General features: G+C 72.7%; 23 protein-coding genes and 1 riboswitch. Of the genes, 13 read left to right on the forward strand and 10 right to left on the reverse strand.

The window, feature by feature from the left end; translation table 11 throughout:
- Positions 1 to 42 precede the first annotated feature (42 nt).
- From ABZ939_RS23985 to ABZ939_RS24010, 6 genes are all read left to right on the forward strand, one after another.
- Positions 43 to 690 carry a TetR family transcriptional regulator gene (locus ABZ939_RS23985; protein WP_361858723.1) on the forward strand — a complete coding sequence of 216 codons (648 nt, stop codon included), beginning with the start codon at positions 43 to 45 and terminating at the stop codon, positions 688 to 690.
- Between the two features lie 227 nt (positions 691 to 917).
- On the forward strand, positions 918 to 1,892 hold the full coding sequence (locus tag ABZ939_RS23990; protein WP_361858726.1) for a DEDDh family exonuclease: 975 nt from the start codon (positions 918 to 920) through the stop codon (positions 1,890 to 1,892).
- Between the two features lie 54 nt (positions 1,893 to 1,946).
- Positions 1,947 to 2,180, forward strand: a complete 234-nt coding sequence (locus ABZ939_RS23995) for a hypothetical protein (protein WP_352192130.1) — start codon at positions 1,947 to 1,949, stop codon at positions 2,178 to 2,180.
- Between the two features lie 69 nt (positions 2,181 to 2,249).
- Positions 2,250 to 3,050: an SURF1 family protein gene (locus ABZ939_RS24000; RefSeq protein WP_361858730.1), complete on the forward strand. Its 801-nt coding sequence runs from the start codon at positions 2,250 to 2,252 to the stop codon at positions 3,048 to 3,050.
- 87 nt (positions 3,051 to 3,137) lie between these two features.
- Positions 3,138 to 4,922 (forward strand): glycoside hydrolase family 15 protein, encoded by a 1,785-nt coding sequence (locus tag ABZ939_RS24005; RefSeq protein ID WP_361858733.1) that lies wholly within the window; start codon positions 3,138 to 3,140, stop codon positions 4,920 to 4,922.
- A 4-nt stretch (positions 4,923 to 4,926) separates the two neighbouring features.
- A complete protein-coding gene (locus tag ABZ939_RS24010) occupies positions 4,927 to 5,682 on the forward strand; it encodes an SDR family oxidoreductase (RefSeq protein WP_361858736.1) in 756 nt (251 codons plus the stop codon).
- A 20-nt stretch (positions 5,683 to 5,702) separates the two neighbouring features.
- Here ABZ939_RS24010 and amaP read toward each other — a convergent pair whose 3' ends face one another.
- Genes amaP through ABZ939_RS24035 form a run of 5 tightly spaced genes read right to left on the reverse strand, consistent with a single transcriptional unit; the run spans position 5,703 to position 7,962 of the window.
- Positions 5,703 to 6,290 (reverse strand): alkaline shock response membrane anchor protein AmaP, encoded by a 588-nt coding sequence (amaP, locus tag ABZ939_RS24015; RefSeq protein ID WP_361858739.1) that lies wholly within the window; start codon positions 6,288 to 6,290, stop codon positions 5,703 to 5,705.
- Between the two features lie 5 nt (positions 6,291 to 6,295).
- Positions 6,296 to 6,910, reverse strand: a complete 615-nt coding sequence (locus ABZ939_RS24020; RefSeq protein ID WP_361858742.1) for a DUF6286 domain-containing protein — start codon at positions 6,908 to 6,910, stop codon at positions 6,296 to 6,298.
- A complete protein-coding gene (locus ABZ939_RS24025) occupies positions 6,907 to 7,257 on the reverse strand; it encodes a hypothetical protein (RefSeq protein WP_361858745.1) in 351 nt (116 codons plus the stop codon). The genes ABZ939_RS24020 and ABZ939_RS24025 overlap by 4 nt, the downstream gene beginning before the upstream one ends.
- Before the next feature lie 6 nt (positions 7,258 to 7,263).
- Positions 7,264 to 7,482, reverse strand: a complete 219-nt coding sequence (locus ABZ939_RS24030) for a hypothetical protein (RefSeq protein WP_361858748.1) — start codon at positions 7,480 to 7,482, stop codon at positions 7,264 to 7,266.
- A 30-nt stretch (positions 7,483 to 7,512) separates the two neighbouring features.
- A complete protein-coding gene (locus ABZ939_RS24035; protein WP_361858751.1) occupies positions 7,513 to 7,962 on the reverse strand; it encodes an Asp23/Gls24 family envelope stress response protein in 450 nt (149 codons plus the stop codon).
- Between the two features lie 92 nt (positions 7,963 to 8,054).
- Between ABZ939_RS24035 and ABZ939_RS24040 the strand changes: the two genes are divergently transcribed.
- Positions 8,055 to 8,753 (forward strand): hypothetical protein, encoded by a 699-nt coding sequence (locus ABZ939_RS24040; protein ID WP_361858754.1) that lies wholly within the window; start codon positions 8,055 to 8,057, stop codon positions 8,751 to 8,753.
- Positions 8,754 to 8,761: 8 nt separating this feature from the next.
- Here the strand turns inward: ABZ939_RS24040 and ABZ939_RS24045 are convergent, their stop codons facing one another.
- From ABZ939_RS24045 to ABZ939_RS24055, 3 genes are all read right to left on the reverse strand, one after another.
- Positions 8,762 to 9,559 carry an enoyl-CoA hydratase/isomerase family protein gene (locus ABZ939_RS24045; RefSeq protein WP_361858756.1) on the reverse strand — a complete coding sequence of 266 codons (798 nt, stop codon included), beginning with the start codon at positions 9,557 to 9,559 and terminating at the stop codon, positions 8,762 to 8,764.
- Between the two features lie 119 nt (positions 9,560 to 9,678).
- A complete protein-coding gene (locus ABZ939_RS24050; RefSeq protein ID WP_006123601.1) occupies positions 9,679 to 9,900 on the reverse strand; it encodes a helix-turn-helix domain-containing protein in 222 nt (73 codons plus the stop codon).
- Between the two features lie 322 nt (positions 9,901 to 10,222).
- Entirely contained in the window at positions 10,223 to 11,821 is a 1,599-nt protein-coding gene (locus tag ABZ939_RS24055; protein ID WP_361858759.1) for an ABC-F family ATP-binding cassette domain-containing protein, read from the reverse strand.
- A gap of 275 nt (positions 11,822 to 12,096) precedes the next feature.
- On the opposite strand from ABZ939_RS24055, the gene ABZ939_RS24060 reads away from it, so the two are divergent.
- Positions 12,097 to 12,987 (forward strand): neutral zinc metallopeptidase, encoded by an 891-nt coding sequence (locus ABZ939_RS24060; protein WP_361858762.1) that lies wholly within the window; start codon positions 12,097 to 12,099, stop codon positions 12,985 to 12,987.
- Positions 12,988 to 13,078: 91 nt separating this feature from the next.
- The gene (locus ABZ939_RS24065; RefSeq protein ID WP_361858765.1) at positions 13,079 to 13,480 is read left to right on the forward strand and encodes a VOC family protein; all 402 of its coding nucleotides are present in this window, start codon (positions 13,079 to 13,081) and stop codon (positions 13,478 to 13,480) included.
- A gap of 31 nt (positions 13,481 to 13,511) precedes the next feature.
- On the opposite strand, the gene ABZ939_RS24070 is transcribed toward ABZ939_RS24065, so the two are convergent.
- Together ABZ939_RS24070 and ABZ939_RS24075 are read right to left on the reverse strand one after the other, a co-directional pair.
- A complete protein-coding gene (locus ABZ939_RS24070; RefSeq protein WP_361858768.1) occupies positions 13,512 to 14,894 on the reverse strand; it encodes a hypothetical protein in 1,383 nt (460 codons plus the stop codon).
- A 103-nt stretch (positions 14,895 to 14,997) separates the two neighbouring features.
- Positions 14,998 to 16,125, reverse strand: a complete 1,128-nt coding sequence (locus ABZ939_RS24075) for an alpha/beta hydrolase (RefSeq protein WP_361858771.1) — start codon at positions 16,123 to 16,125, stop codon at positions 14,998 to 15,000.
- A 362-nt stretch (positions 16,126 to 16,487) separates the two neighbouring features.
- On the opposite strand from ABZ939_RS24075, the gene ABZ939_RS24080 reads away from it, so the two are divergent.
- The 4 genes from ABZ939_RS24080 (at position 16,488) to ABZ939_RS24095 (ending at position 20,786) form a co-directional block, all read left to right on the forward strand.
- A complete protein-coding gene (locus tag ABZ939_RS24080) occupies positions 16,488 to 17,753 on the forward strand; it encodes an inorganic phosphate transporter (RefSeq protein WP_361858773.1) in 1,266 nt (421 codons plus the stop codon).
- Between the two features lie 12 nt (positions 17,754 to 17,765).
- Positions 17,766 to 17,987, forward strand: coding sequence for a hypothetical protein (locus ABZ939_RS24085; protein WP_361858776.1), 222 nt, complete (start codon positions 17,766 to 17,768; stop codon positions 17,985 to 17,987).
- Between the two features lie 154 nt (positions 17,988 to 18,141).
- Positions 18,142 to 18,286, forward strand: a riboswitch (cobalamin riboswitch).
- A gap of 32 nt (positions 18,287 to 18,318) precedes the next feature.
- Positions 18,319 to 19,281 (forward strand): cobalamin biosynthesis protein, encoded by a 963-nt coding sequence (locus tag ABZ939_RS24090; protein ID WP_361858779.1) that lies wholly within the window; start codon positions 18,319 to 18,321, stop codon positions 19,279 to 19,281.
- Positions 19,278 to 20,786 carry a cobyric acid synthase gene (locus ABZ939_RS24095; protein WP_361858782.1) on the forward strand — a complete coding sequence of 503 codons (1,509 nt, stop codon included), beginning with the start codon at positions 19,278 to 19,280 and terminating at the stop codon, positions 20,784 to 20,786. The genes ABZ939_RS24090 and ABZ939_RS24095 overlap by 4 nt, the downstream gene beginning before the upstream one ends.
- Positions 20,787 to 20,804 lie beyond the last annotated feature (18 nt).

Raw genomic sequence — 20,804 nt, forward strand, 5'->3', positions numbered from 1 at the left:
AAGGGTAAATAGGCGTGCACGCAACAGAATTGGGGGGACCGGATGGCGCGCACCGCACTCACCCGCGAGGAGGTCCTGGAGACCGCCGCCGCTCTGGTGAAGCAGGACGGCCCCGCCGCACTCACCATGCGCAAGCTCGCCGCCGAACTCGGCACCGCGGTCACCTCGATCTACTGGCACGTCGGCAACCGCGAGTCCCTGCTCGACGCGCTGGTCGAGCGGACGGTCGCCGACCTCTCCGCGATCACACCGCGCGGCCGCACACCCGCCGCGCGGATCGTCTCGGTGGCCCGCGCGCTCCGCCGCGATCTGCGCGAGCGTCCGCATCTGGTGGCGATGGTCCACGAACGGGGCCTGACGGAGCGGATGTTCCTGCCCACCCAGCGCGCCCTGGCCCACGAGGTGCACGCGGCCGGGCTGCGCGGCGCGCGGGCGGCGGAGGTGGTCAGGGCCGTGCAGTTCCAGGTCGTCGGCTACGTCCTGGTCGAGCGCAACCGCGAACGGGCCCCGGTCCAGTCGCCCGCCGAGGAGGAACTCTGGGAAGCCGAGACGACCGACCCGGACGACCCCGCCCTCGCCCGCGCCCTGGCCTCCCCGATCGACACGGAGCGCCTCTTCACCGCGTCCGTACGGGCCCTGGTGGACGGCCTGCTGGGGCCCGGCGGCGAGGGCGGCGGAACCCCGGACTGAGTCGACGGCACGCGCGCGTGGGGTCGTCCTGTGCGGCACCGCCCTCAGCGAGCCGGGGACCTGGTGGCCCCGCCGGGACGAGCGGGGGGCGGTCCGTGCCGGTGAACTGCCCTGCGGGCGCCCCGCCATGGCCGTGCGGAGCCGGACGACGCGTCAACGGCGTGACCGATTCCCGGCGCCCCGGGGGACACCGGGGGCGGCGTTGTCGGCGGCGGCCCGTATTCTCAGTGACCATGCTCGACGACCGTACGACAGCAGCGACGTGGCCGGCCGCCTACCCACAGGGGTACGCGGTCGTCGACGTGGAGACCACCGGACTCGCCCGCGACGACCGGATAGTCTCTGCTGCCGTCTACCGCCTCGACGCCCAGGGCAATGTCGAGGACCACTGGTACACGCTCGTCAATCCGGAGCGGGACCCGGGGCCGGTGTGGATCCACGGGCTGACCAGTGACGTCCTGGAGGACGCGCCGCTCTTCCCCGAGATCGCCGCCGAGTTCTCCGCCCGGCTCGACGGCCGGGTCCTGGTGGCGCACAACGCGATCTTCGACTGGCAGATGATCGCCAGGGAGTACGCGCGGGCCGAGCGCACCGCGCCGGTGCGGCAGCGGCTGTGCACCATCGCCCTCTCCAAGGAGCTGTCGCTCCCGCTGCCCAACCACAAGCTGGAGTCGCTGGCCGCGCACTACGGCGTCGTCCAGCAGCGGGCGCACAACGCGCTGGACGACGCGCGCGTGCTGGCCGAGGCTTTCCGGCCGAGTCTGCACACCGCGGCGGAGCGGAACGTGCGGCTGCCGCTGCTCGAATGCCGGCCGCTGACGGAGTGGGTGTCCACTCCGGCCGCGCCGCGGATCGGCTACCAGGCCTCGTACCACGCGAACAGCTGGCGTCCTTCGCGGAAGCGGCCGCCGTGCCCGCACCCCAACCCCGGGCGTTACGAAACGGACAAACCGCTCAAGCAGGGGATGCGGGTGGCGTTCTCCGGCGACACCTCCATCGACCGCGAGCTGCTGGAGGACCGCGCGGTCGAGGCGGGGCTGCACGTCGCGACCAGCGTCTCCCGGCTGACGAGTCTGCTGGTCACCAACGACCCGGACGCCGCCACCTCCAAGACGGTGAAGGCCAAGTCCTTCGGTACGCCGATCGTCGACGAGGCGGCCTTCACCCAGCTGCTGCGGGACGTGGCCCCGGCAGACGGGTGACGCACCGGGCGTGCCGCCCGCGCTTAGCCGGGCGCACGTCGCACCCTGTGGCGCATGGCACGTTGTGAGGTCTGCGGAAACGATTACGGCATGTCCTTCGAGGTGCACGCGCAGGGCGCGGTGCACGTCTTCGACTGCTTCTCCTGCGCCATTCACCGCATGGCGCCCATCTGTGAGCACTGCAAGGTGCAGATCATCGGCCAGGGCGTCGAGGTCGAAGGCAGCTGGTACTGCGGCGGCCACTGCGCCCGCGCGGAGGGAAAGGTGGGGATCGTCGACCACGTCTGAGCCCCGGGCGCCCCGCGCGACCGGAACCCCCGTGCGTGCACCCCATGACCACAGTTGTACGGTCATGGGGTGTACCGCTTCCTGTTGTCCCGGCAGTGGGTGATCCTCACCCTCGTCGCCCTCGTCCTCGTCCCGACGATGGTCGAGCTGGGCTTCTGGCAGTTCCACCGGCACGAGCGCCGTGTCGCCCAGAACGCCCTGATCGCGGAGAACCTGAAGGCGAAACCGCGCCCGGTCCAGGAGCTGACCTCCCCCGGCCACACCGTCCCGCGCGCCGACTACTGGCGCCGGGTCACCGCCACCGGCACCTTCGACACCGCGCACGAGGTCGTCGTCCGGCGCCGCACCAACGCCGACGACCGCCAGGGCGTGATGGTGCTCACACCGCTGGTCCTGAAGGACGGCCGGGTCGTCCTGGTCAACCGCGGCTGGGTCCCGGCCGCCCCCGACCAGAAGGCGTACCCCGAGGTCCCGCCGGCTCCCAAGGGCGAGATCACCGTCACCGGCCGGCTCAAGGCCGACGAGACGACCGACGCCAGCGGCATCAAGGATCTGCGCGGGCTGCCGGACCGTCAGGTGATGCTGATCAACAGCGCGCAGCAGGCCGAACTCCTCGGCCGCGAGGTCCTCGGCGGCTACCTGGAGCAGACGGAGCCCGAGCCGGCGGGGAACACCCCCGAACTGGTTCCCGAGCCGGACCACGACTCCATCGGCGCGCACATGGCGTACGCCGTGCAGTGGTGGCTCTTCACGGCCGGTGTGCCGGTCGGCTGGTTCATCCTGGTGCGCCGCGAGAAGCGTGACCGGGAGGCCGCGGCCCGCACCGACGGAGCCGCGGGAACCCCGGAGCCGGCGCCCGCGGCCGTCTAGAGCCCGCCGCCCCTGATCCGTCGGCCAGGCCCTGGGCCGTCATGCCCCTTTGATTGACCGTCGTCGCTTCCGGGAACACGCCAAAGCGTGACGCAAAGTATCGACGACTACGCCCTCATCGGCGATCTGCAGACCGCCGCGCTCGTCGGCCGCGACGGGTCGATCGACTGGCTGTGTCTGCCGCGCTTCGACTCGGCCGCCTGCTTCGCCGCGTTGCTCGGCGACGAGGACAACGGTCACTGGCGGATCGCACCCAAGGGCGCCACGGTCTGCACCCGCCGGGGCTACGCGGGCGACTCCCTCGTTCTGGAGACGTACTGGGAGACCCGCACCGGCACCGTGAAGGTCGTCGACTTCATGCCGCAGCGCGACAAGGCGCCCGATGTCATGCGGATCGTCGAGGGTGTCAGCGGCAGCGTCGAGATGAGCTCGGTGCTGCGGCTGCGCTTCGACTACGGCTCGATCGTGCCGTGGGTCCGGCGCAGCGACGGCCACCGGGTGGCCGTGGCGGGGCCCGACTCGGTGTGGCTGCGCAGCGATCCGCCGGTGAAGACCTGGGGTCAGCAGTTCGCCACCTGCTCCTCGTTCACGGTCGACGAGGGCGAGAAGGTGGCGTTCGTGCTCACCTGGCACCCCTCGCACGAGCCGCGTCCTGACCTGATCGAGCCCTTCGGCGCCCTCGAGGAGTGTCTGACGGACTGGCGCGACTGGTCGGCGCGCTGTACGTACGACGGCCCGTACCGGGACGCGGTGCTGCGCTCGCTGATCACGCTGAAGGCGCTCACGTACGCGCCGACGGGCGGCATCATGGCCGCGCCGACCACCTCGCTCCCGGAGGAGCTGGGCGGCGTACGGAACTGGGACTACCGCTCCTGCTGGCTGCGCGACTCGACCCTCACCCTCGGCGCGCTGCTGTCGGCCGGCTATGTCGACGAGGCGGTGGCGTGGCGCGACTGGCTGCTGCGGGCGGTGGCGGGCGATCCGTCCGATCTGCAGATCATGTACGGGCCGGCGGGCGAGCGCCGGCTCCCCGAGATGTCGGTGCCCTGGCTGCGCGGCTACGCGGACTCGGCGCCGGTACGGATCGGGAACGCGGCGGTGGATCAGTTCCAGCTCGATGTGTACGGCGAGGTCATGGACTCGCTCGACATGGCGCGGGCGGCGGGGATCCCGGCCGAACGGCACGCCTGGAACCTGCAGCTGAGCCTGCTGGGGTTCCTGGAGTCGACCTGGCGGGAGCCGGACGAGGGGCTGTGGGAGGTACGCGGGCCGCGCCGCCACTTCGTGCACTCGAAGGTGATGGCCTGGGTCGCCGCCGACCGGGCGGTGCGCGCCCTCGAGACGGATCCCTCGCTGCGCGGGGACGCGGCGCGGTGGCGGGTGATGCGGGACGAGATCCACGCCGAGGTGTGCGCGAAGGGGTACGACCCGGAGCGCAACACCTTCACGCAGGCCTATGGCTCGCGGGAGCTGGACGCGGCGACGCTGCTGATCCCGCGGGTCGGGTTCCTGCCGCCGGACGATCCCCGGGTGGTGGGGACGGTCGACGCGGTGCGCAAGGAGCTGACGCACGGCGGGTTCGTCCGCCGCTACAGCACCGAAGGCGTCTCGGTGGACGGCCTGCCCGGCGGGGAGGGAACGTTTCTCGTCTGCTCCTTCTGGCTCGCGGACGCGCTGCGGATGACCGGGCGGGAGAGGGAGGCGCGGGAGCTCTTCGAGCGTCTGCTGGACCTGCGCAACGATGTGGGGCTGCTGGCGGAGGAGTACGACCCGGTGGGGCGGCGGCAGCTGGGCAACTTCCCGCAGGCGTTCAGCCACATCGGCCTGGTGGGGACCGCCCTCGCGCTGCCGTGGGAGGAGGCGGCAGGATAGGCCCATGGATCTTGGACTGAAGGACCGTGTGTACGTGGTGACCGGCGCGACGCGCGGGCTCGGCCGGGCGTCGGCCGAGGCGCTGCTCGCCGAGGGCGCGAAGGTGCTGATCACCGGGCGCGAGGAGAAGTCGGTCGCCGAGGCGGCCGAGGAGCTGGGCCCGGGCGCGGCCGGTCTCGCCGCCGACAACTCCGACCCCGGGGCGCCCGCTCGGCTGATCGCCGAGGCACGGTCCCGCTTCGGCCGCTTCGACGGCATCCTCGTCAGCGTGGGCGGCCCGGCTCCGGGCTTCGGCGCGGACAACAGCGACGAGCAGTGGGCGTCGGCGTTCGACTCGGTCTTCCTCGGGGCGGTACGGATGGCCCGGGCGGCGGCGGAGACGCTGACCGAGGGCGGCGTCATCGGCTTCGTGCTCTCCGGCTCCGTCCACGAGCCGATCCCGGGGCTGACGATCTCCAACGGGCTGCGCCCGGGGCTCGCCGGCTTCGCGAAGTCCCTCGCGGGCGACCTCGGTCCGCGGGGCATCCGGGTCGTGGGCGTCCTGCCGGGGCGCATCGACACCGACCGGGTGCGTTCGCTCGACGCGATGTCGGGCGACGCGGACGCGGCTCGGGCGGCGAGCGAGTCCCGTATCCCCCTGCGCCGCTACGGCACGCCGGAGGAGTTCGGCCGCACGGCGGCGTTCCTGCTGTCGCCGGCGGCCTCGTACGTGACGGGCGTGATGGTCTCGGTGGACGGCGGGGCGCGGCACGGGTTCTGACGGGCAGCCCGCGCGCCGCGTCACGTCACCCGGCTCGCGCGGTGCTTGACCGCGCGGAAGCGGGCCTCCGTCGGGAGAGACGGCAGGCCCGTCGATCCGCGGGCGTTCTCGAGGGCCTCGCCCGACAGTGTGGCCAGGGCCTGGCGCGGAGAGGCGTAGGGCTCCAGTCGCAGGGCGACGCGGGTGTGGGGCGCCCTGCGACGGCCCGTCAGGGCGACCCGGGCGCGAGCCACGCCGTCCTGCGCCGCCGCATCCGCCTCCATGACGGATTCGAGTGCCCGGCCCCGTACCGTCGCGCCCTCACCGTCGCCGGTGTCGACCAGGACCTCCGCGAGCCGGCCCCGGCGGAACTGGGCGACCAGCCACCACAGGGCCAGGAGCACGACGAGCCCGAGGACGGCGATGACCACCGGCCACCACCAGCCCTCGTCACGCCAGCGCTGCCGGTCCACCTTGCTCAGCAGGACGTCGGAGGGCCCCGACCAGGGCCACCACGAGGGAACCCCCAGGTCGAAGCCGGCCGCGAGGACCGCTCCGCCGCCGACGACGAGCAGCAGGCCCACGAGTCCGAGCAGCACCCGGTTGACGCGCCGGAGAACGACACTCACCCTCTTCACCTCTTCCTCGACGGTCGGGCCACCCGTACGTTCAGCGCCGGAGGACGCGCGAGCGCCAGTTCGTCGATGGCGGTACCGAGCGCGCGCTCGACGTCGGCACGCACCTCGTCGAGTGGGCGGAAGTGCGAGACCGCCCGCACCGCAACCTTCCTGCGCCCCGTCCGTACCTGTGCCGACTGCACGCCGGAGACCTCCATGGCCCGGTCCCGCAGGATCAGCGCCGCGGCCCGGCGATCGAGTCCGGCCCGTACGTCGGCGTGGTCGCGCCGCATCGGGAGGACGGCGCGGAGGCCCGGGGTGGCGGCCAGGACCAGGAGCCAGGCGCCGAGGAGTACGGCCACGCTCGCGCCGGCCAGGACCCAGGAGTTGTCTAGGGGCCGGGTGGCGAGTTCGTCGGCGACCTCGCGCCGCCAGGCCATGGCCGTGTGGTCGGCCCGTACCGCGGCCACGTCGTAGAGCAGCAGCCCGGCGCCGCCGAGGACGACGAGGGCGAGCAGCGCCGCCGGGATCCGCCGTACCGCCCAGAAGCGGCCCGCCGCGGCTTCCGGCGGCGCGTCCTTCGGTACGGGTACGGGGTCGACCTCGGTGTCCGTTCCGGGGGTCGTGCTCATCGCAGCCCCCGCCCGGACGGTTCGCGCGCCGTGCGCGGCGAGTGCAGGCGCTCCACATGGACGGTCACCTCGGGCACCTCCATACCGACCAACTCCCTTACCCGACGCATCACGTGACTGCGGACCGCGCCGCACTGGCGGCCGAGGTCGACGGGGTATCCGAGCTCCAGGCTCACCGAGACCCGGGCGATGTCACGTTGAACGACGACCGAGGCGTGCGGCTTGGAGCCGCCGGGAGGTACGGCCTCGACCGCCTCCCGTGCGGCCCGCGCGGCGATCTTCGCGACGACCCGGTCGGCGATCGTCGTGGCCCCGCGGCCGGCGGGGCCCACCGGATCTGCTGCCACCCCCCGTCACCGCCGCCGGTAGCTGCGCTCGCGACCCCGGGGGAAGTCGCCGCGCTCGCGACTCCGGAAGAAGTCGCCTGGTTCGAGGTCCCCCTCGAGGAACCTCCCGACCACGAAGCCGACCGCGCCCAACGCCGCGACCAGCACAAACGCTCCGAAACCGCCGAAGTACCCGGCGAAGCCGAGAGCCATTCCGGCCACCAGGCCGATCACCGCCATGCTCATATCGAGCCCTTTCCGCCAGGCCGACAGCGGCTACTGGAGCCGCTGCTCCGACTCCTCTTCGTCCTCTTCGTCGGGCAGCTTCACATCGCTGACCGCGATGTTGACCTCGACGACCTCCAGGCCGGCCATCCGCTCGACGGCCGCGATGACGTTCTCGCGGACGGCCCCGGCGACGTCGGCGATCGCGACGCCATAGTCGACGACGATCTCCAGGTCGAGCGCGGTCTGCACCTCACCGACCTCGGCCTTCACACCTCGCGTGGCGCTCGACCCGCCGCCGCCCGGCACCCGTTCGCGTACGGCACCCATGGTGCGGGAGAATCCGCTGCCCATGGCGTGCACGCCCACGACGTCTCGGGCGGCGAGGCCGGCGATCTTCTCCACGACCCCGTCGGCGATGGTGGTCCGGCCGCGGGTGGCAGGATCGCCGCCGCCACGCTTGGTCACATTCGGTTCCCTGGGGTGCGCGGGATCGTTCATGACATCTATCCCTTCCCTGCAGATATGTACTTCTTCGCCCACATTAAGTGCGCTTGCCCGGTCTTGCGCCAGGGATGCGGCAGGCTGGGTACATGACGACGACAGCGGGGACGGGATGGACGGCGGCGGTACGCGAGCGGCTCGGGCCGGGCCGGCTGCTGCCGCTCGGTGAGGCGGCGGACGGCGCGTGGCTGACGGAGCGCGCGGCGCGCGCCGTGCTGCTGCGGGCGGTCTCGGCCGTACGGGGGGTGGTACCGGGCACGCTTCGGGTGGGGCTCGTGGAAGCGGGCGCCGAGGCGCCGTTCCCGGTGCCGCCGGGTGGGCTGCCGCCGGGGACGCTGCGGATCTCGGCGGAGTTCGCGGCGGAGTACGGGACGGAGTGGAGCAGGCCGCTGCCGACGCTGGCCAAGGAGGCGCGGGAGGCCCTGTTCGCCTCGGCGAAGGAGCAGTTGGGCCTGGCGGTCGTGGAGGTGGACCTCCGGGTGACGGGGCTGACCGAGCCCGGGTCGGAGGCTCCGGCGGATTCACCGGACGCCACTCCTCCACCCGGGCGAACCTCGCCGGCCCCGGAGGACCCGGCGGCCGTCGCCGCCCTCGCGGTCGAGGGTGTGGCGGCTCTTACCGATGTGCTGGGCACCGCGGTCCATCGCGGCCCGGAAATGCTCCGTGTGGAGGTGGCGGTGGCCGCCGGACACCGGGCCCTGGACGTGGCCCGAGCCGTGCGCACGACGGCGACCGCGACCGCGCCCGAGGGGACGGCGGTCACGGTCCTGGTGTCGGAGATCCGCTGAGGGCGGTGTCAGTCGCCGAGGCCCGCCAGGTCGCGCAGGCGGCGGGCCTGGGCGGCGCGTTCGGCGGTGCGCTGGTCCTCGTAGGAGCGGCCGGCGGCGCCCTGGAGCAGCGCCTTGGTCTCAATGACCGCGTCGCGCGGCGCGCCGAGCAGTGCGGCGCTCAAGTCCCGTACCGCGGCGTCCAGTTCGTCACCGGGCACGGCGATGTTGGCGAGGCCGATACGCTCGGCCTCCTGCGCGTGGACGAAGCGGCCGGTGGCGCAGATCTCCAGCGCGCGAGCGTAGCCGACGAGCGAGACGAGCGGGTGCGTGCCGGTCAGGTCCGGCACGAGGCCCAGGCTGGTCTCGCGCATGGCGAACTGCACGTCCTCGGCGACGACCCGCAGGTCGCAGGCGAGGGCGAGCTGGAACCCGGCACCGATGGCGTGCCCCTGGACAGCCGCGATCGACACGATGTCGCTACGGCGCCACCAGGTGAACGCCTCCTGGTACTCGGCGATGACCGCGTCCAGGTCCTCGTCCGAACCACGTGCCAGATCGAGGAAGGACGGCTCTCCGTCGAAGCCCTCGGGCGTGAACGCCTGCCGGTCGAGCCCGGCGGAGAAGGACTTGCCCTCGCCACGCAGGACCACGACCCGCACGCTGCCCGGCAATGACCGTCCGGCTTCCGTCAACGCCCGCCACAGAGCGGGAGACTGGGCGTTGCGCTTCGCCGGGTTGGTCAGGGTCACCGTGGCAACGGCGTCCTCGACGGTGAGCCGTACACCGTCCTTGTCGAACACGAGCACAGAGTCGAGCGAAGTCATGGGGCGCCTCCGGTTCCGGTGCAGCACTGCTAAGTGACTGCACAGTAACCACCCGGACGACCGCACGGTCGACCGGGTGGCCACCGCGAAACCGATGGACCCGACGAACCGCGCCCCTGTCAGGCCGAGGCGGCCTTCTTGCCCCGCGTCGCCCCGCCGCGTCCACGCAGCGTGACTCCGGACTCACTGAGCATCCGGTGGACGAATCCGTAGGAGCGACCGGTTTCCTCGGCCAGCGCCCGGATGCTCGCACCGGAGTCGTACTTCTTCTTCAGGTCTGCCGCGAGCTTGTCGCGCGCGGCGCCGGTCACCCGGCTGCCCTTCTTCAGAGTCTCGGCCACCCGTGCCTCCTCATGGGAAGTGCGCTCTGGACTTCTCATGATCACCCCTTCCGGACGTCCTGGCCACCCATTCGACAAGGTCCGTGCCACAAGGTTTGCGGGCGCGGAAGGTCCCGTCACGACCGGAATCTCACATTCCGCAGTACGCGGACCACGGCCCGGAACCGCTCGGGACGGGAAGTGCCAGGTCAGCGACGCACACGGGGCACAAGGACGGCGCGGCCCCTGGCGGAAGGATTCCGCAGGGGCCGCGCCGGGGGTATGAGACGCACTCACTCAGATGAAGGATCACCCATGAGCCGAATGATCCATACCGAGATGATCAGGCGAGGGCCACCAGGTCCTTGTAGTCCGGACCCCACAGGTCCTCGACACCGTCCGGGAGCAGGATGATCCGCTCCGGCTCCAGCGCGTCGACCGCGCCCTCGTCGTGGGTGACGAGGACGACCGCGCCCTTGTACGTGCGCAGCGCGCCGAGGATCTCCTCGCGGCTGGCGGGGTCGAGGTTGTTGGTCGGCTCGTCCAGGAGCAGCACGTTCGCCGAGGAGACGACCAGGGTGGCCAGCGCCAGCCGGGTCTTCTCACCGCCGGAGAGGACCCCGGCCGGCTTGTCGACGTCGTCGCCGGAGAAGAGGAAGGAACCGAGCGTCTTGCGCACCTCGACGAGGTCGAGGTCGGGCGCGGACGACCGCATGTTCTCCAGGACCGTGCGCTCCGGGTCGAGCGTCTCGTGCTCCTGGGCGTAGTAGCCGAGCTTGAGGCCGTGGCCCGGGGTGACCTCTCCCGTGTCGGGGGTCTCGGCCCCGGCGAGCAGGCGCAGCAGCGTAGTCTTGCCCGCACCGTTGAGGCCGAGGATGACGACGCGCGAGCCCTTGTCGATGGCGAGGTTCACGTCGGTGAAGATTTCGAGTGAGCCGTACGACTTGGACAGGCCCTCCGCCGTGAGCGGGGTCTTGCCGCAGGGCGCGGGCTCCGGGAAGCGGAGCTTGGCGACCTTGTCGGAGACCCGGACCGCCTCCAGCCCGGAGAGCAGACGCTCGGCGCGCTTGGCCATGTTCTGGGCGGCGACCGTCTTGGTGGCCTTGGCGCGCATCTTGTCGGCCTGCGAGTTGAGGGCGGCGGCCTTCTTCTCGGCGTTCTGGCGCTCCCGCTTGCGGCGCTTCTCGTCGGCCTCGCGCTGCTGCTGGTAGAGCTTCCAGCCCATGTTGTAGACGTCGATGGTCGAGCGGTTGGCGTCCAGGTAGAAGACCTTGTTCACGACGGTCTCGACGAGGTCGACGTCGTGGGAGATGACGATGAAGCCACCGCGGTAGGTCTTGAGGTAGTCGCGCAGCCAGACGATGGAGTCGGCGTCGAGGTGGTTGGTGGGCTCGTCGAGGAGCAGGGTGTCGGCGTCGGAGAACAGGATCCGGGCCAGCTCGACCCGGCGGCGCTGACCGCCGGAGAGCGTGTGCAGGGGCTGGCCGAGGACGCGGTCGGGCAGACCGAGGGCGGCGGCGATGGTGGACGCCTCGGCCTCGGCGGCGTATCCGCCCTTGGTGAGGAACTCGGTCTCCTGGCGCTCGTACTGCCGCATGGCCTTGTCGCGGGTGGCGCCGGAGCCGGTCGCGATGCGCTCCTCGTTCATCCGCATCTTGCGGATCAGGACGTCGAGGCCGCGGGCGGAGAGGATGCGGTCCCGGGCGAGGACGTCGAGGTCGCCGGTGCGCGGGTCCTGCGGGAGGTAGCCGACCTCGCCGGAGCGGGCGATCTGCCCGCCGGCGGGCATGCCCTCGCCCGCGAGGCACTTGGTGAGGGTGGTCTTGCCCGCTCCGTTGCGGCCGACGAGGCCGATGCGGTCGCCCTTGGCGATACGGAAGGAAGCGGACTCGATGAGGATGCGGGCGCCGGCGCGCAGCTCGATGCCGGAAGCGGTGATCACGGACAGACTCCAGGGCGGGGGTGGACGGCGGAAGGGCTCTCGGGCGGTTCGACGCCGCTAGTGCACGAGGAGAATGGCCATGCGGCCAGTCTAACGGGCCCCTGCAACTGCTTTTCGGCCATGCCCGGACGGCGGGGCCTCGGCACCGGCTCACACCCGCCTTACACCGCGTTCCGCACAAGCCCGATAAAAGGGGCGAGCCCTGCCGGATTCGCCGATACTCGGGCGCAGGGCGGCGACCACTGCCGCGGCGGAGACGGCAGAGGTGGTGGCCCATGCAGTTCGACGACGACGCCGATCTGGACACCTCGGAGGTCCGGGACGTCCGCGGCAGCCGCATCCCCGGCGGGAAGGCCACCGTCGGCGGCGGAATCGTCGGCCTCATCGCGCTGATCCTCGGGATGCTCTTCGGGGTGGGCCCCGAGCAGCTCGGGCTCTCCTCCGGCGCCCCCGAGCCGGTGGCGACCTCCTCCTCCCTGGCCCAGGTCCAGCGGACCTGCCGGACCGGCGCGGACGCGAACACCCGCGAGGACTGCCGGATCGTGGCGGTCGTCAACAGCGTGCAGGACTTCTGGCGGGCGGAGTACGAGCGGCGGGGCGGCCGGTACGGGGACGCGCGCACGGTGATGTTCTCCCACCGGGTCGCGACCGCCTGCGGCTCGGCCACTTCGGCGGTCGGGCCGTTCTACTGCCCCGGGGACCGGCAGGTCTATCTGGACCTGGGGTTCTTCGACGAGCTGCGGACGACGTTCGGATCGACCGGCGGCCCCTTCGCCCAGGCGTACGTGGTGGCGCACGAGTACGGCCATCACGTGCAGAACATGACGGGCACCCTGGCCCGCTCCCAGGACGGACGTGCGGGCGCGAACTCGAACGCCGTACGGGTGGAGCTGCAGGCGGACTGCTACGCCGGGGTCTGGGCGCACCACGCGACGACCACGCCGGACGAGAAGACCGGGCGGCCGCTGATCACGAGGCTGACGGACGCCGACATCCGCGACGGCCTGGGCGCGGCGGCCGCGGTGGGCGACGACCGGATCCAGGAGAGGTTCCAGGGCCGGGTGACACCGGAGAACTGGACGCACGGCTCCGCCGCACAGCGTCAGCAGTGGTTCGCCACCGGCTTCCGCACGGGCGACATGGCGCGCTGCAACACCTTCCGGTGAGGCGGCTCGTTGTCGGTTTCCAAATGCCAGACTGAGACCCAGGTCACATTCCGAGGTTTCAGGCGCATCAGGCGAGTAAGGAGTGATCGGGATGGCTGAGGCACCCCACATCTGTCCGACCCTGACCTACGACGACGCGCACACCGCGATCAAACAGCTCACGGAGGCGTTCGGCTTCACCCGCACCGCGGTGTACGAGGGCGAGGACGGCAAGGTCGCGCACGCCGAGCTGTCGTACGGGAACGGCATGGTGATGCTCGGGAGCAAGGGGACGGGCAGCGAGTTCGACAAGCTGATGGAGGGCTCCGGGCCCGTCGGGGTGTACGTCCACGTGGACGACGTGGACGCACACCACGCACGGGCGGTGGAGCACGGCGTCGAGATCGTCATGCCGCCCACGGACCAGGAATACGGCTCGCGGGACTACATCGCCCGGGACGCCGAGGGCAACATCTGGAGCTTCGCCACGTACCTCCCGGGCGGCGCGGAGTAGCGGACCCCCGCGCGCGCCCCGGCGCGGACCCTCACGCTCCCCCGGTGTGGACCTGGAAGGCCGCCCTGCGGACGGCCTTGGCGAGGGCCGGGTCGGGGTGGGCGGCGGCGAGGGCCACCAGGACCTGGACCGTACGGGGGTGTCCGACGGCCCTGACCTCGTCGAGGAGGGCCGGAACGGTGCCCTGCACGGCGGAGTCGAGGTGGCGGACGAGCAGCGCGCTCTCGCCGTGGTCGGCGACGGCCGCGGCGGTGTCCACCCAGAGCCAGGTGGCCTCCTCGCGGGTGAGCACGTCCGGGGCGTCGTCGGGGTCCGCGCCGTCGTACTCGGCGAGCCAGAGCAGGGCGTAGGGACGGAGCGACGCCTCCTCGGCGGCGGCGCGGACCTCGGCCTCGGCGGGGGCTCCGACGACCCGGAGCGCCTCGAAGGCGAGACCGCGGAGCAGGGCGTCCTCGCCGCGGGCGACGGCGAGGAGCTCGGTGACCGCGCTGGAGAGCGTGCGGGCGGCGAGCCAGGCGCGGTACTCGTCACGGGCCGGGCCGGGGGTGAGGCGGGCGCAGCCGCGGAGCATGTCCTCGGCGGACTGCTCGATGTTGCCGGCCGGGCTCTGGGCGGCGACGCAGATCTGCTCCAGCTTGACCCAGACCGCCCAGTTGCCGAGGGGGGTCAGGGTCGCCTGGCCCTCGCCCAGGGTGAGTGCGCCGACGGCGGCGAGGCCCTCCAGGGCCCAGTCGAGGAGGGCGGGGAGCCCGTCGGGGTCCGGGCCCGCGTCCGCGTCCGGGGCGTGGCCCTGGACGGGGACCTCGCAGCGCTCCTCGCGCAGCTCCTCCACCCGCTGCTGGAGCAGGTCGAGAAGGGCGGGGACGAGCACGGGGCCGGCGGAGAGCTGGAGGAGGGAGAGCACCTGGGGGACGGCCTCGACGACCTCGGCCACGGCGCCGGGTGCCACGTCCTCGGGGGCGGGGTGCACGAGCGACCAGGCGTCGAACAGGGCGACCCAGCCGCGCAGCACCGCCGAGTCGTCGCGGTCCCAGGCGTGCAGGCGCCAGCCGGGGCGGGCGGTGCCGCCGTGGAGTTCGACGAGTCCGGCGAGCCGGGCCCGGTCCCAGCCGGCCCGGACCTGGCCGGGCGTCAGGTCCAGTGCGGCGGCGGCGCGTTCCTGGGCGGGGACGGCGTCGGGGTCGGCCTCGGGACCGGTCGGGGCGGTGGCCCCGGCGCCGCGCTCGACGGCGGCCCAGCGGGCGATCCGTACGGCGTCGGCGAGGACGGTCCGTGCCTGGCGGGCCAGCTCCGCGCGGGGCGGAGTGCCCTCGGGCGGCCGCGGCGCCGGCCGGGTGCGCCGCGTCGTCACAGCCCGTCGGGCGGTGGCGAGTGCCCGCGGACGGACGAGTCGGAGTCTGGAGTTGCGCGCCATTTGCTCATCAGGCTTTCGAGACGTCACGGAGGCAGTCTTCCCGCTGACGGCCCGAAAGCCCAATCGGAATCGGCAGCGCCGGTGGAACGCCGCCGAGGAGGGGTCAGATCAGGGGGGTGAGGAAGCGACGCAGGGCCTCTTCGTAGCGGACCGGGTCGGCGTTCCACATCGAGGCGTGCGGGGCGCCGCGGACCGTGTGCAGGGTGACCAGTTCGGGGCGGCGGGCGGCCAGCTCGAGGGACGGCTCCCAGGGGGCGATGGTGTCGTCGGGGCCGTGGAAGACGAGGGTCGGCACGCGCAGCCCGGCCGGGTCGGCGACCTCCTGGAGACGGTCGCCGTGCAGACCGGCCCTGCCCCGGGCGGCTCGGACCGCGAGCGGGAGCAGCGGGCCGGGGACGCCGCGGGCCGCGGCAAGGTTGCGCAGGGTGGCCTCGCGGTCGAGCACCGGGGAGTCCAGGACGAGGCCGCGGACCACGTCCCGTACGCCGGAGTCGGCGGCGGCGTGCAGGGCCATCGCGGCGCCCGTGCCCCAGCCGTACAGGACGACCTGCTGGGCGCCCTTGCGGACGGCGTGGCGGAGGGCCGCGTCGACGTCGCGCCACTCGGAGTCGCCGAGGTGGCCGAGGCCGTCCGGGGACGGGGGCGCGCCCTCGTCCCCGCGGTAGGCCACGCAGAGGACGGGGATCTGCCGTCGGGAGAGGAACGGCACGAGGTTGAGGGGGTGCCGGCGGGTGGTGCCGAGGCCGTGCAGGGCGATCACCCAGGTGGAGCGGGCCCCTGGGACGAGCCAGGCGGGCAGGGTGCCGAGTTCGCCGGGGATCTCGACGTCCTCGTGGTCGAGGCCGAGCGCGCTGTGCGGGGTGCCGCTGTGCAGCTCGGGGGTGAGACGGACCCGGGCGCCGGGTTCCAGGGTGCCGAGTTCGACCCGTTCCAGGCGGCGGACGACGGTGTCCGCGGTGTGCGGGACGCGGTCGAGGACGGGTCCGACGACGGCGTGGACGTCGGGGCCCTGGATCCCGTACGTACCGGGACGCAGGGAGGCGAGGCTGCGGGTGAGGGTGACCCGGTCGGGTCCCGTGTCGTGCACGGTGAGCCGGGGGTCGCCGGGCAGGGGCCGTCCGGACGCCGCCTTGAGGGCGGCGTCGCCGGCGTACCGGCCGGCCGCGACCGCGGCCGCGCCGACACCGATCAGAGTGGTGACGGCCGCTGCCGTCGCTGTAGCCGGGCGCACTGTCCCAGTGTCGGCAGGGCGGCGGCTGGCTGCCACCGGACAGACCCGGACGGACCCTCCCGGGTCTGCCCCTGGGGAGTGACGTGGATCTCGTCCGCGGGTCCCCCGGTCGGCTGATGCGGTCCAGAGGGTGACACGGGACGGGAGTGACGGAAGTGGAGGAAGTCTCATCTGCCCTGTAACCGCATGGCTTACCCCGGGTTGCACGGGGACCACATCGTGGACAGGTGGCCTCCCGCACGGCTAAGCGGAATGCTCCGACACCGGATAGGGACACCATGCAGCCCGACCCAGTTCACCTTCCGTTCACTCAGGTTGCCTACGTTCGACCAGCCACTGACGTCAAACGATTGCCTGGGTAAATGGAACACATCACGCTGCTGCTCGCGATTGTGGTCGTGACAGCTCTCGTGTTCGATTTCACGAACGGTTTCCACGACACCGCCAACGCGATGGCGACGACCATCTCGACCGGTGCCCTCAAGCCCAAGACGGCGGTGGCCATGTCCGCCGTGCTCAACCTGGTCGGCGCGTTCCTGTCCGTGGAGGTCGCCAAGACGATCTCCGGCGGGATCATCAACGAACAGGGCATTCGTACCGAAGTGATCTTCGCGGCGCTCGTCGGCGCCATCCTCTGGAATCTGCTGACCTGGCTCATGGGTCTGCCGTCCAGCTCCTCCCACGCCCTCTTCGGCGGCCTCATCGGCGCGGCCGTGATGTCGGCCGGCTGGTCGGCCGTCAACGGCGGCACCATCGTCACCAAGGTGCTCATCCCCGCGGTCGCCGCGCCGCTCGTCGCCGGCCTCGCCGCGATGGCGGCCACCAGGCTGACGTACAAGATCACCTCCCGGACCGACGAGAAGTCCACGGCCAAGGGCTACCGGGTCGGCCAGATCGCCTCCGCCGGTCTCGTCTCCCTCGCCCACGGCACCAACGACGCGCAGAAGACCATGGGTGTCATCACCCTGGCCCTGGTCACCCAGGGTGTCGTCGCCCCCGGCTCCAACCCTCCGATGTGGGTCGTCGTCTCCGCCGGTGTCGCGATCGCGCTCGGCACCTACCTCGGCGGCTGGCGCATCATCCGCACCATGGGCAAGGGGCTCACCGACCTGCAGCCGCAGCAGGGCTTCGCCGCCCAGACCAGCGCCGCCACGGTCATCCTGGCCTCGTCCAACCTGGGCTTCTCCCTCTCCACCACGCAGTCCTGCTCCGGCGCCGTGATGGGCGCGGGCCTCGGCCGCAAGGGCGGTGTCGTCCGCTGGTCGACCGCGACCCGGATGTTCGTCGCCTGGGGTCTGACCCTGCCCGCCGCGGGCCTGGTCGCCGCAGGCGCCGAGTTCCTCACCAAGCAGGGCAGCTGGGGCGTCGCCGCCGTCGCGGTCCTCCTCGTCTCCGGCTCGGGCGTCATCTGGGCGCTGTCGCGCCGCAAGCCGGTCGACCACCACAACGTCACGGCCGACGACATCGACGCCGAGCCCGCTGGTGTCGTGACCACCGCGATCGCGGCCGTCACCCCGCCGCCCGCCGGTTCCGTCGCCGCCGTCGCGGACGAGGACCTCAAGACCACCATCCCCTCGCCGGCCCCCACGGACCCGGCAGCCCCCACGGCCCCCGCGGCCGCGGTGTAAGGAACGAACGACATGAAGATCGACTGGGCAGCTCTCGGCTCCGTCTTCGGAGTCAGCCTCGTGGCGACCGTCGCCCTCGTGGGCCTGTTCACCCTCGGCATCGTCGGCCTCTCCAAGCAGGAGCAGGCCGCCTCCCAGGGAGGCTCCGCCGCCCTGGCGCGCACCGGCGCGTACGCCTGCTTCGCGCTGTGCGCGGCGGCCGTCGCGTTCGGCATCTATCTGATCGTCGTCTGACGACGGTCCCGCTTCGACGGACGGGCGGGTCGCACCTTCGGGTGCGGCCCGCCCGTCCGTCGTGTCGGGGTCGCGACCCGGCCATGATCCGCCGGACAGACCCTGGGTGTGGGGCTTCGCACACTGTCCCGCCGCAGGTCAAGGGTGAGTTGACGGGTGTTCGCACAGCGTGGTGGACTTCCGGGGCCATTACGGCGGCAGTAGAGGAAGTCCGGTGCGAATCCGGCGCGGTCCCGCCACTGTGACCGGGGAGTCGAACCCCGGGAGCCAGGAACTCTCACCGCCGGTCACGTCGAGCCAGGGCGCGGACCCTGAGTGAGGACACAGCGCCATGCCCGGCCGCAGAGCAGCCACAGGTGTATTCGCGTACGGCGCCGCCGCCGGTCTGGCGGCGGACCTGATCATCGGCGACCCCCGCCGCGGCCATCCGGTCGCCGCGTTCGGACGGGTCGCCGGCTCCGTCGAGAAGCTTCTCCGGCGCGACCACCGCGGGTGGGGCGCGCTGCACACCGCCGTCTGCGCCGGCGGTGCCACGGCGGTCGCGGCGCTGGCCGCCCGTACCGTGCGCGATCGTCCCGGAGCCGCCGTCGCCCTGACCGCCGCCTCCGTGTGGGCCGTCGTCGGTGGTACGACCCTGGGCCGGGAGGCCCGCGCCATCGGCGGGGCCCTGGCGGCCGGGGACCTGGAGGTGGCCCGAGAGCGGCTGCCGCATCTGGTGGGGCGTGACCCGCAGGCCCTGGACGGTCCGGCGATGGCCCGCGCGGTGGTGGAGTCGGTCGCCGAGAACACCTCCGACGCCGTCGTGGGCGCTCTGGTCTGGGGAGCGGTCGCGGGGGTTCCCGGCCTGGTCGGCTTCCGGGCCGTGAACACGCTGGACGCGATGGTCGGCCACAAGTCCCCGACGTACCGGCGCTTCGGCTGGGCCTCGGCCCGGCTCGACGACGTGGCCGGCTGGCCGGGGGCCCGGCTGACCGCCGCCCTCGCGACGGTGGCGGGCGGCAACCCGAGGGGGGCCGTGAAGGCCTGGCGCCAGGACGCGGCCAAGCACCCCAGCCCCAACGCCGGTCCGGTGGAGGCGTCCTTCGCGGGAGCGCTCGGCGTACGGCTCGGGGGGACGCTCTCGTACGGCGGACGGGTCGAACACCGGCCCGTACTGAACGGGGAGGGCCGGGCCGTGGAGGTCGGCGACATCGAGCGGGCGGTACGGCTCTCGCGCCGGGTGACCGCGCTGACGCTGGCGGTGTGTGTGGGTGGACGGATCGTGGCGGGCGCGATGAAGCGGAGGAAGGCATGAGAGGCGGGGGGCTGCTGGTCGCGGGGACCACGTCCGACGCGGGCAAGAGCGTCGTCACGGCGGGCATCTGCCGCTGGCTGGTCCGGCAGGGCGTGAAGGTCGCCCCGTTCAAGGGCCAGAACATGTCCCTGAACTCCTTCGTGACGAGGGAGGGCGCGGAGATCGGCCGGGCGCAGGCCATGCAGGCGCAGGCGGCCCGGGTCGAACCGACCGCGCTGATGAACCCCGTTCTGCTGAAGCCGGGCAGCGACCGCTCGAGCCAGGTCGTCCTGATGGGCAAGCCGGTGGGCGAACTCAGCGCCAGGGGCTACCACGGGGGGCGGCAGAAGGAGCTCTTCGAGCCGGTCCTGGCGTGCCTGGAGGAGCTGCGGGGCACGTATGACGCCGTGATCTGCGAGGGGGCGGGCAGTCCGGCCGAGATCAACCTGCGGCGCACGGACATCGTGAACATGGGCATCGCACGGGCGGCGCGGCTGCCGGTGCTGGTGGTCGGCGACATCGACCGGGGCGGGGTCTTCGCCCAGTTCTTCGGTACGACGGCGCTGCTCGCGCCCGAGGACCAGGAGCTGATCGCGGGCTACCTCGTGAACAAGTTCCGCGGCGACGTGACCCTGCTCGAGCCGGGCCTCGACATGCTGCATGGGCTCACCGGGCGCCGGACGTTCGGTGTCCTGCCGTACGCGCACGGGCTCGGCATCGACGAGGAGGACGGCCTGCGGGTCTCCCTGCGGGGCGCCGTCCGCGAGTCGGTCGTGACGCCGCCGGTCGGCGAGGACGTGCTGCGGGTCGCCGTGTGCGCCGTGCCGCTGATGTCCAACTTCACCGACGTGGACGCCCTCGCGGCCGAACCGGGCGTGGTGGTGCGGTTCGTGGACCGGGCCGAGGAGCTCGTCGACGCGGACCTGGTGGTCGTGCCGGGGACCCGGGGGACGGTCAAGGCGCTGGCGTGGCTGCGCGAGCGCGGACTCGCGGACGCGCTGGCACGGCGGGCGGCGGAGGGCCGGCCGGTACTCGGCATCTGCGGCGGCTTCCAGTCCCTCGGTGAACGGATCGAGGACGAGGTCGAGTCGAGGGCGGGCACCGTGGACGGGCTCGGACTGCTGCCCGTACGCGTCCGGTTCGCGCCCGAGAAGACCCTTGCCCGGCCGGTCGGCGAGGCGCTCGGCGAGCACGTCGAGGGGTACGAGATCCACCACGGCGTCGCGGAGGTGCTCGGCGGCGACCCCTTCCTGGACGGCTGCCGGGTCGGCGCTGTGTGGGGCACCCACTGGCACGGATCGCTGGAGAGCGACGGCTTCCGCCGGGCGTTCCTTCGGGAGGTCGCGGCGGCGGCCGGACGGCGCTTCGTCCCGGCCCCCGACACGTCGTTCCACGCGCTGCGGGAGGAGCAGCTTGACCGCCTCGGCGACCTGATCGAGGAACACGCGGACACGGACGCGCTGCTGCGGCTGATCGAGACCGGGGCCCCGGCGGGGCTGCCGTTCATCCCGCCGGGCGCGCCGTGAACGCCCCCGAGTCCGTAC

Origin of the sequence: Streptomyces sp. NPDC046712 (assembly GCF_040645695.1) — a bacterium.
Taxonomy (GTDB): Bacteria; Actinomycetota; Actinomycetes; order Streptomycetales; family Streptomycetaceae; genus Streptomyces.